1 protein-coding gene is annotated in these 1,151 nt (G+C 31.0%); it reads left to right on the top strand.

Annotated features, from left to right (window positions below):
* The first annotated feature begins 431 nt into the window (after positions 1 to 431).
* A complete protein-coding gene (locus A8143_RS04305) occupies positions 432 to 977 on the top strand; it encodes a hypothetical protein (RefSeq protein WP_139134263.1) in 546 nt (181 codons plus the stop codon).
* Positions 978 to 1,151 lie beyond the last annotated feature (174 nt).

The raw sequence follows: 1,151 nt of genomic DNA, 5'->3' as shown, positions 1-1,151 counted from the left end.
CATTCATATTTCTGCATTCGATATTCTGACTTAAAATTGAATAACGAATATTGAATGATGAATGTTGAATAATGAAGTACGTTTATTGCTTCCCCAAAACTTCTTCATTCTTAGTTCTGCGTTCGATATTCTGACTTAAAATTGAATAATGAATGTAGAATGATGAATGTTGAATAAAGAAGTGCTTTTAAATTACCCCAAATCTTCTGCATTCATAGTTCTGCGTTCGATATTCTGACTTAAAATTGAATAATGAATGTTGAATAATGAAGTGCTTTTAAATTACCTAAAAACTTCTGCATTCTTCATTCTGCGTTCGATGTTTAAAAAATACCCAAAGACAACCAAATTTCATTCTTAACCATATATTAAACAAAAATAACACTCATTATCTTCTGAACAACAGTATATTGAACTAAACTATTGGCCCTATGAAACTTATAGGTTTTGTTATGATGATTGCAACAATCTTATTATCTGTTAGTTGTAAAAAAAACAAAGACAAAAAACTTACGCTACCGCCAGCAACTCAAACAGGGGAAAATACGCTTGGCTTTTTAATTGACGATCAGGTTTGGATACCAAATGGTGGTGGGTATTATCCATCTTTTGCCTCGAAAGATTATAATTCTCATGAAGATGTATTTGGATTGATCACTAACAATACCAAAAATTTTGATTGTTCTTCTAATTTTAACGTTGGTATAACCAATTTTAATGGAACCGGAACTTATAATTGTGATAATATTTATTCTACATCAAATACAAAATTATTTAGCGGTTGCACTGAATATCGCAAATACCCTGGGTGTAAACTGGATACAAATGGCATAAATAATATCACTATAACCTATTTCAGTCTAACAGAACGTATTGCATCCGGCACTTTCAACTTGACATTAATTAACCCGAAAAATAATGAGCAGGTGTTGATAAGAGATGGCCGATTTGATGTTGGTGGAATTGGTATTTATTAAATCTCAATTAGACATTAAATATCAATAATGAAGTGCGATTATTGCTTCCCTAAAAAATTCAATCTGCTTAGTTCTGCGTTCGATATTCTGACTTAAAATTGAATAACGAATATTGAATGATGAATGTTGAATAACGAAGTGCGGTTCTTACTTCCCTATAACTTCTCCATTCTT

This window comes from Crocinitomix algicola (assembly GCF_001661595.2).
GTDB lineage: Bacteria > Bacteroidota > Bacteroidia > Flavobacteriales_D > Crocinitomicaceae > Crocinitomix > Crocinitomix algicola.
This window is presented reverse-complemented; position numbering and strand designations above follow the sequence as displayed.

Bases quoted from the DNA above. Each gene is read 5' to 3' on its own strand.
- A8143_RS04305 (WP_139134263.1), top strand. From the start codon at position 432: ATGAAACTTATAGGTTTTGTTATGATGATTGCAACAATCTTATTATCT.